This is a genomic window from Chitinophaga sp. (assembly GCF_036569125.1).
Lineage (GTDB): Bacteria > Bacteroidota > Bacteroidia > Chitinophagales > Chitinophagaceae > Chitinophaga.
In genome coordinates this window covers 1-9,125 of the sequence record NZ_DATCRF010000085.1, presented here as the reverse complement: position 1 = coordinate 9,125, position 9,125 = coordinate 1, and the positions used below count along the sequence as shown (strand labels likewise).

General features: G+C 47.8%; 11 protein-coding genes. 9 read left to right on the top strand and 2 right to left on the bottom strand.

The genetic code is table 11. From position 1 onward, the window contains the following. The coding region (locus tag VIM87_RS03105) for a UDP-2,3-diacylglucosamine diphosphatase (protein WP_331995550.1) at positions 1–520 on the bottom strand (520 nt) is incomplete at its 3' end. Between the two features lie 149 nt (positions 521–669). Here VIM87_RS03105 and VIM87_RS03100 point away from each other — a divergent pair. The 9 genes from VIM87_RS03100 (at position 670) to VIM87_RS03060 (ending at position 8,737) form a co-directional block, all read left to right on the top strand. Next, positions 670–1,320 carry a DUF47 domain-containing protein gene (locus VIM87_RS03100; protein ID WP_331995549.1) on the top strand — a complete coding sequence of 217 codons (651 nt, stop codon included), beginning with the start codon at positions 670–672 and terminating at the stop codon, positions 1,318–1,320. 38 nt (positions 1,321–1,358) lie between these two features. Next, positions 1,359–2,366, top strand: coding sequence for an inorganic phosphate transporter (locus VIM87_RS03095; RefSeq protein WP_331995548.1), 1,008 nt, complete (start codon positions 1,359–1,361; stop codon positions 2,364–2,366). Between the two features lie 250 nt (positions 2,367–2,616). Then, a complete protein-coding gene (gene rfbA, locus VIM87_RS03090; RefSeq protein WP_331995547.1) occupies positions 2,617–3,486 on the top strand; it encodes a glucose-1-phosphate thymidylyltransferase RfbA in 870 nt (289 codons plus the stop codon). Positions 3,487–3,691: 205 nt separating this feature from the next. Further along, a complete protein-coding gene (galE, locus tag VIM87_RS03085) occupies positions 3,692–4,720 on the top strand; it encodes a UDP-glucose 4-epimerase GalE (protein ID WP_331995546.1) in 1,029 nt (342 codons plus the stop codon). A 132-nt stretch (positions 4,721–4,852) separates the two neighbouring features. Beyond that, a complete protein-coding gene (locus VIM87_RS03080) occupies positions 4,853–5,815 on the top strand; it encodes a transketolase family protein (protein ID WP_331995545.1) in 963 nt (320 codons plus the stop codon). Between the two features lie 258 nt (positions 5,816–6,073). Continuing rightward, positions 6,074–6,625 (top strand): sigma-70 family RNA polymerase sigma factor, encoded by a 552-nt coding sequence (locus VIM87_RS03075; RefSeq protein ID WP_331995544.1) that lies wholly within the window; start codon positions 6,074–6,076, stop codon positions 6,623–6,625. Between the two features lie 103 nt (positions 6,626–6,728). Continuing rightward, positions 6,729–7,361: a hypothetical protein gene (locus VIM87_RS03070; protein WP_331995543.1), complete on the top strand. Its 633-nt coding sequence runs from the start codon at positions 6,729–6,731 to the stop codon at positions 7,359–7,361. Between the two features lie 26 nt (positions 7,362–7,387). Then, positions 7,388–7,864, top strand: coding sequence for a hypothetical protein (locus tag VIM87_RS03065; RefSeq protein WP_331995542.1), 477 nt, complete (start codon positions 7,388–7,390; stop codon positions 7,862–7,864). A gap of 126 nt (positions 7,865–7,990) precedes the next feature. Then, on the top strand, positions 7,991–8,737 hold the full coding sequence (locus VIM87_RS03060) for an MBL fold metallo-hydrolase (RefSeq protein ID WP_331995541.1): 747 nt from the start codon (positions 7,991–7,993) through the stop codon (positions 8,735–8,737). A 133-nt stretch (positions 8,738–8,870) separates the two neighbouring features. Here VIM87_RS03060 and VIM87_RS03055 read toward each other — a convergent pair. Then, positions 8,871–9,125, bottom strand: a 255-nt coding sequence (locus VIM87_RS03055) for a PIN domain-containing protein (RefSeq protein ID WP_331995540.1), incomplete at its 5' end; no start/stop codon positions are given.

Here is a 9,125-nt window from a genome sequence, read left to right as displayed (position 1 = left end):
GCTTCACACTTTGCTTCACTTTTTTAGAGAACGACAGCTTTTCCCGGCCCAGGCGTTCCAGCACATTATTCACCAGGCGGTTCAGGATAATGAGGATATCGTACCCCTTCCCCCCTAATTTGGCCAGCCATTTCGAGTTTTTCATGGTTACATCATATACATCCCCATGAAAGAACCAGTGGGCTTTTCCGTCCACTTCCAGGATCAGCTTGTTGTCTATGGTAAAATTCCCCAGCTCAAAACCAGCATATTTACGCAGGGCTTCGTCGTGGTTGCCGGTCAGGTAGTACACATCCGTACCTTTTCCGATCATTTTGAGGATGCGGCGGATCACCTTGGTATGGGCCTTGGGAAAATACCGCTTGCTGAACTGCCAGATATCGATGATATCCCCGTTCAGAACCAGGATCTTCGGGTCAATACTATCCAGGTATTGTACCAGCTCTTTTGCGTGACAGCCGTAGATCCCGAGGTGTACATCGGAGATCACAACTATATCTAATGGGCGTTTTTCAGACATTTAAATCAAGTCAATTCCTTAGTGCAAAGAAAAATTTGCTATATTACTTTTATATTAACCCAGTATTAAGGAATCATTAATTCTAACATTTTCTTGGAGGTATTGGCATTGGATAGCTATTTTTGCCGCAAATTTCAAACATTACCTATATGGGAGGCTTCAACTCTTTTGTGAAACTTTTTATGCCGAAAGACCGGGTTTTTTATTCATTGTTCGAGGATGTAGCAGCCAACCTGGTGGAAATGGGAGAAGTGCTGAATGAGCTGGTAACCACAAACGACCTGAGCATCCGCAAGGACAAAGTACACCTGATCGAGCGGTTAGAACACAAAAATGACGATTATACCCACCGGATATTTGTAGAACTGGGTCAAAACTTCATTACACCCTTTGACCGGGAGGATATCCATTACCTGGCAGCCACCCTGGACGATGTGGCAGATTACATTCACGGTTCTGCTAAAAGGATTGACCTGTACAAGGTATATGAGCTGAACGACAGCATCCGCAAGCTGGCAGAGCTGATCAGCCTGGGGGTGGCAGAGCTGTACAAAGCTATTCATGAGCTGCGCGACATGAAGAACATGCGGAACATTACCGATGCCTGTGTAAAGATCAACAGCCTGGAAAACCATGCAGATGACATTTATGACATGGCTATTGCCGACCTGTTTGATACAGAGACCAATGCAGCAGAGCTGATCAAAATGCGTGAAATATACCAGGCGCTGGAAATAGCTACGGATAAATGCGAAGATTGCGCCAACGTAATTGAAACCATCATTATTAAGTACGCCTGATCCGCAGGCGGGGGGAATGTTCACGTAATTTCTTAGCTATGACCTTTCTGATCGTTATCATTATACTGGCGTTCGTGTTTGACTACATTAACGGTTTTCATGATGCCGCCAACTCTATTGCCACTATTGTTTCTACCAAAGTATTAACGCCTTTCCAGGCAGTGCTGTGGGCGGCCGTATTCAACTTCGCCGCCTTTTTTATGTCCAAATATATTTATGGGGAGTTCAGGGTAGGTAATACCATTGCCAAAACCATTTTTGAGCAATACATTACCCTGAAAGTGATCTTTTGCGGGCTGCTGGCCGCTATTGCCTGGAACCTGATGACCTGGTGGTACGGTATCCCTTCCAGCTCCTCCCACACCCTGATAGGCGGGTTTATTGGCGCTGCGGTAGCCAATGCCCACGGCTCTTTTGACGTGATCAACTATTCCAAGGTAATGCCCACCATTTATTTTATAGTGCTGGCGCCCTTTATTGGTATGGTGGTGGCCTTTTTTATTACCATCCTGATCGTAAATATCTGTAAAAGGGCCAACCCTTTCCGGGCAGAGAACTGGTTCAAACGCCTGCAGCTGCTGTCATCTGCGGCCCTGAGCTTAGGCCACGGCGGTAACGATGCCCAGAAAGTAATGGGTATTATCGCCGCAGCCATGGTGGCGCACGGCTCTATTGATAAAATTACGGACGTGCCCAACTGGGTGCCGCTGTGCTGCTTTACGGCCATAGGCCTGGGTACCATGAGCGGTGGCTGGAAGATCGTTAAAACCATGGGTACCCGTATTACCAAGGTAACCCCACTGGAAGGCGTAGCCGCAGAAACAGCAGGCGCCGTAACCCTGTACCTCACAGAAACACTGGGCATACCGGTGAGCACCACCCATACCATTACCGGCTCCATTATAGGGGTAGGCGCTACCAAACGCCTTTCCGCAGTGCGTTGGGGGGTAACTGTAAGCCTGCTGTGGGCCTGGATCATGACCATCCCTATCAGCGCCCTGGTAGCAGCGGTAGTGTACTTTATAGTAAATCTTTTCATTAAATAACGGCAAAGCATACGCGTTTACCGGTTTATTGGCTGCATCTTGTACGCCTGAGGCGGTAAACGCGCACTTTCCCTCCACGGCCCCAACTTTTTCTTATTAAAAATTCCTTTCTACCCCCTATTTTTGTGAGATTTTTGTGAAATAGCGGATTATACGCTACCCATAACCAATAACTGTTCAATTGCATGAAACCCCGTGTGCAGCTTATGTGCAGGCAGGGCATCATACTTTGATCTAAAACTTTAGGCAAATGAAAGGTATTATTCTGGCCGGTGGCTCGGGTACCCGCTTACATCCAATCACGTATGCTATCAGCAAACAGATCATGCCCATTTATGATAAGCCCATGATCTATTACCCGCTGTCCACGCTGATGCTGGCCGGCATACAGGATATCCTCATCATTTCTACCCCGCATGACCTGCCTGCCTTTAAACGCCTGTTTGGCGATGGCAGCCAGTATGGCTTACGCCTGCAGTATGCGGAACAGGCCGTTCCCAACGGGCTGGCCCAAGCCTTTGTAATTGGCCGGGAATTTATTGGTAATGATAAAGTAGCCCTGGTACTGGGCGATAATATATTTTATGGCGCCGGCCTGGGCACCCAGCTGGCTAATAATGTGGATCCGGATGGCGGTATTGTATACGCCTACCACGTATCGGACCCCGAACGCTACGGGGTGGTGGAGTTTGATGCGCAAATGAAAGCGGTGTCTATTGAGGAAAAGCCCGCCCAGCCTAAATCCAGCTACGCAGTACCTGGCCTGTATTTTTATGATAACGAAGTAGTGAACATTGCCCGCGACCTGGAGCCCAGCCCCCGCGGTGAATACGAGATCACAGATGTGAACCGGGAATACCTGCGCCGGGGCAAGCTAAAAGTATCCATACTGCCACGCGGCACCGCCTGGCTGGATACCGGCACCTTTGATTCCCTGATGCAGGCCACCCAGTTTGTGCAGGTGATCGAGCAGCGCCAGGGCATTAAAATAGCCTGTATTGAGGAAATAGCCTACCGCAAAGGTTTTATTACCCGGGAACAGCTGCAGGAGCTGGCCAGGCCCCTGCTGAAAAGCGGTTACGGGCAGTATATAGAAGGCGTATTGAAACAGAAAGTGTGATCAATAATTTACGATTGTAGATTTCAGATTTTAGATTTGCAGCCGGATCATCAGCGGCAATCAAATCATTGATCTATAAATCGTAAGTTGCAGTATTATAACGTTTACGATTATAGCGTTACTATTACATTTGGTATTACAAATAGGGACAATCAAATCATAGAGGCCTGTAAATCGTAAATCTAAAAATCGTAAATCTAAAATCATGAAGGTTCTTGTTACCGGTGGTTGTGGCTACATTGGTGCGCACACTATTGTAGATCTGATCAATCACGGCTTTGATGTGGTATCTGTAGACAGTAACATTCGCAGCACTACCCAACTACTGGACGGTATTGAAAAAATTACCGGCAAAAAGATCCATAATTACAAAGTGGACCTCTGTAACCTGGAAGATACCCATGCTGTTTTTCACGAAAACCGGGACATTGTAGGCGTGATCCACTTTGCAGCGCTGAAAACCGTACCGGAATCCGTAGCAGAACCGCTGCTGTATTTTCACAATAACCTTACCTCCCTGGTAAACATCCTGAAATGTATCCAGGAGTTTAAGATCCCCAACTTTGTATTCTCCTCCTCCTGCTCCGTGTATGGCAATGCCACTGCGCTGCCGGTGATAGAGGAAACCCCGCTGGGCGAAGCGCAATCCCCCTACGCCCGCACCAAACAGATTGGTGAGCAGATCATCCAGGACTATAACAAGGTAAACGATACGCAATCCATTATACTGCGGTACTTTAACCCGGTAGGTGCGCATCCGTCTGCCCTGATCGGCGAGCTGCCTTTGGGCAAGCCGGATAACCTGGTGCCTATGATCACGCAAACGGCTATAGGAAAGCGACCCAAGATGATCGTATTCGGCCATGACTACGATACCCGCGATGGTTCCTGCATCCGCGATTACATTCATGTAATGGATATTGCCAATGCACATACCCGCGCCCTGCAGTACCTGCTGGACAAAAAGAATAAGAGCAACCTGGAAACCTATAACCTGGGCACCGGCAACGGCGTAACCGTGCTGGAAGCGATTAATGCCTTTGAAAAGATCTCCGGTGTAAAGCTGAACTATGAGCTGGGCCCCCGCCGCCCCGGTGATGTAATAGCCATTTATGCCAACAATAGCCTGGCCAAGTCCAAACTGGGCTGGGAACCCAAGATCGGGATTGAGGACATGATGCGTACTGCCTGGCAGTGGGAAGTAAGCTTGCGGGATAAAGTGCTGAGCAATTAAACTAATTACAAATATGCAAATATGCAGATGTGCGGATGGTTTAAAGCCGGCACCCCTTATTTGCACATTTGCACATCCGCATATTTGCACATTATTATTACTTTTACGTTCTAATTTTTGAAAAACTGGTATATGGTAAAAGATATTCAACCCTTAAATGAAAAAGAAACCCGGGCCGGATTCGGAGAAGGGATCCTGGAAGTAGCCCGTAAGAATCCCAATGTGATAGCGCTTACGGCCGACCTGCTGGGTTCCATGAAGCTGAATGCCTTTATTAAAGAGTTTCCTGAGCGTTTTGTACAGTGTGGTATTGCCGAAGCTAATATGATAGGCATTGCCGCCGGTATGACCATTGGCGGTAAAATACCGTATACCACTACCTTTGCTAACTTTTCAACCGGCCGTGTATACGACCAGATCCGCCAGTCAGTAGCCTACTCCGGCAAGAACGTAAAGATCTGTGCATCCCACGCCGGCCTTACCCTGGGTGAAGACGGGGCTACCCACCAGATCCTGGAAGATATTGGTTTAATGCGCATGCTGCCCGGTATGACCGTGATAGTACCCTGCGATTTTAACCAGACCAAAGCAGCCACCATTGCCATTGCAGATTATGAAGGCCCGGTATACCTGCGTTTTGGCCGTCCCAAATGGCCCAACTTTACACCGGAAAATCAAAAATTTGAGATCGGTAAAGCCCAGGTGCTGAACGAGGGCAATGATATTACCCTGTTTGCCTGCGGCCACCTGGTGTGGATAGCCGTGGAAGCCGGTAAGATCCTGGAAGAAAAAGGCTACAGCGTTGAGATCATTAACATACATACCATTAAGCCGCTGGATGAGGAAGCCGTACTGCGCTCCCTGACCAAAACCCGCTGCGCAGTTACTGCTGAAGAGCATAATGTGCTGGGTGGCCTGGGCGACAGCATTGCACAGGTAGCGGCCCGCCACCTGCCCGTGCCTATTGAATATGTAGGTACCAATGATACCTTTGGCGAAAGCGGCAAGCCCCTGGACCTGCTGAAAAAGTACGGCCTGGATGCCAACCACATTGTGGCTGCTGCTGAAAAAGCAATGAGCCGGAAAGGAAAATAATAATGTGCGGATGTGCAGATATGCGGATTTGCAGATGAAATGCCCGCACCATTTGCACATTTGCATATCTGCATATTTGCACATCGGATTAAACCTTTGTATAAAAAATCCATCTCATAGATGGATTTTTTATTTAATTTCATTCCATTACTAAACTTTATAGAACAAGCGTGAGCAATATCATGTGTAAATGTAGCGGTGTGCAGTGTATGCGTGCATGCGCCGGTTTACACATCAGCACCTCCCATTTAACCTAACATGGCCGTTACACAGGATGATAAAGCACTTTTAGCGTTATACCGGCAGCCGGAAACCCGGGAAAAAGGTTTTACGGATATTATCCGTAAATACCAGGAACGGTTGTACTGGCACATCCGCCGGTTGGTAGTAGATCATGAGGATGCCAATGATGTATTGCAGAACGTGTTCATTAAGGTTTGGAAAAACCTGGAAGGGTTCCGGGAAGATGCACAGCTTTTTACCTGGTTATATAAGATAGCCACCAATGAAAGCCTTACTTTCCTGGAGCAGCAGAAAAGAAAATCCTCGGTATCTTTATCCGACGTAGAAACCGGCCTGGGTAATAAGCTGCGTGCAGACAGTCAGTTTGATGCTAATAAGCTGGAATGGAAGCTGCAACGCGCTATATTAAGCCTGCCGGAAAAACAACGGGTAGTATTTAACCTCCGGTATTATGATGAAATGCCTTATGAAGAAATGAGCCGGGTATTAGAAACATCCGAAGGTGCGCTAAAGGCCTCTTATCATCATGCTGTAAAAAAGATCGAGGAATTTATCAAGAACGGATAAAGATCAGAATAACCAGGCGTAAGCCCTTATCAACCAGACATTAAAGATTATAACGCACGGACCCATTAAACTATTGTCTTTGCTCATTGTCTAACCAAGTATTATGAATAAAAAGGGAAAAGATATTGCGGATGAACTGGTGGAGATCGTTCCCGGTCTGAACTTACCTGCTGATGCGCCTTTTACGGCGCCGGAAGGTTATTTTAATGCCCTGCCTGAGCAGATCATGCAACGTATACGGGCAGCAAATGCAGACGCGGAGCCGGTGCAGGAAGAGCTGGCCGCCCTGTCGTCCCTGCTGGCGGCCGCACCCCGGCCACAGCCCCAAAGCGTACCTTCCGGTTACTTTGAAAAGCTGCCTGAGCGGGTAATGGCTGCCATCGCTGAAGAGAGGGCCATACCGGCCAAAGTGGTGCCTTTACGCAATACCCGCAGGCGCTATATGGCCTGGATAGCCGCGGCCTCTGTTGCCGCTATTTTAACGGGTGTTTTATTCATGTTCAAAGGCACCTCTCACAATGCCAGCAGCCTGGAAGCCCAGCTGGCCGGCATTCCCGACCAGGAAATAGTAGATTACCTGCAAACACATACGGATGCTTTTGATAACGAGGCTATCTTTTCAAACGTATCCACCGAGGAGGTAGCCGATGAGCTGCCCAGCATGTCAACCGACCTTAGTACCCTGCCCACCGAAGCCATTCAAAAATACCTGGAGAGTTCCGGCTGGCAAAACTAAGGTGCAAACATTAGCGAATTAAATTCATGAAACATTTTAACATACTAGGATTTTTAATGGCTGTGATGTGTTGCCTGGTTATCCGGGCCAGCGCACAGCAACCGGAAACCGGCGATAACGTTTCCCTGAAGGATAAGATCAGGGCAGCGGAGATCGGCTATCTCTCCAAACAGCTGGAGCTTACCCCCGCCGAAGCCGAAAAATTCTGGCCCATCTATAATAATTATACACACGAAGTAGAGCTGCTGATAGCCGAACGCCGGCGCAATAAGCAGCAGGACCGCACCAACGACGATGCCGCCCGCCAGGCCCTGGATAATGAAATGGATATTGAACAACGCATGGTGAACGTGCGTACCCGCTATAAACAGGAATTTCTGAAAGCGCTGCCGCCCCGTAAAGCCAGCTCTGTGTTCAAAGCAGAGCGTGAGTTCCGTACGCAGCTGTTCCGCCAGTTAAAAGAGCGGGGAGCGGACAGGAATTTGCGGAGAGTAAGGCCTTGATTTGCAAATTATAAATGTGCAGATGTGCAGATGATTGAGCACATCCCATGCATTTGCACATCTGCATATCCGCACATCTTCACATCAACACCCTATTCTTACCCGATAACTTTGTAATTTTACGTGATGGCACGTATAATTCCTTTATCGGAAGGCTCTTTCACGGTAGATGCTACTAAAAAGTTCATTCCCTTTGATCCAGGCAAAGACACTATGCAGCAACGTAACCACGGTTCGCTGCTGGTAGAGATCCAACCTTTCCTCGTAATTACTGACCGCGACTATATTTTACTGGATACCGGCCTGGGATTCCGCAATGCGGATGGCGTGCTGCAGCTGCACCAGCATTTAATTGACCATGGCGTAAACCCTATGGAGATCACTAAAGTGCTCATGAGCCATCTGCATAAGGACCATTCCGGCGGCGTATCTACCCTGGACCCGGTTACGCATCAACGCAGCTTAACCTTTCCGCAGGCTACCTATTATGTAAACAAGCAGGAAATGGCCTATGCCATTGAGCAGGATGGTAAAAGCTACCATGCAGAAGATGTAGCCCTGCTGCAGCAGCGGGATAACGTTGTATTTATAGATGGCAATGGCGCCATAGATGATTACATTCATTATGAGCTTACCGGCGGGCACTGCCCATACCACCAGGTATTTTTAATTGATGATGGAGAAGATAAAGTATTCTTTGGCGGGGATGTGGCGCCGCAGATCTCTCAAATGAAAAGCCGTTTTATAGCGAAGTACGATTATGATGGCAAACGCAGTATGGAGCTGCGCCAGCAGTTCCTGGAACGCGGCACCGCCGAAGGCTGGACGTTTCTGTATTATCATGATACGAAATTTCCCTATGGGAAATTTTAGTTGGCAGTTGGCAGTTGGCAGTCAGCGAGAATTACTTAAAGTAAAAGACCTGTTACATTCTTATATGTGTAACAGGTCTTTTACTTTTATAGCTAGCCTTATGACTGCCAACTGCCCACTGCCAACTGGCAACTTATAATTCCTGCAGCTTTCTTACAAAATCGTCTATAGACATTGTATTTACCTGGGGGAAAGTGATCTGTTTCAGTGCAGCAAAATGTTTGTCTTCTGTTACCAGGTATTCCGCCTGGCCGGCAATAGCGCTATCTACATATTTATTATCATCGGGGTCGGCTTCTATGAGGTTCCATTTATAATATACAAACTGGGAGTGTACATTGGGAAGCTCTGTCAATAAGGAGAGGAAAGCTGCGGCGGTAGACAAAAC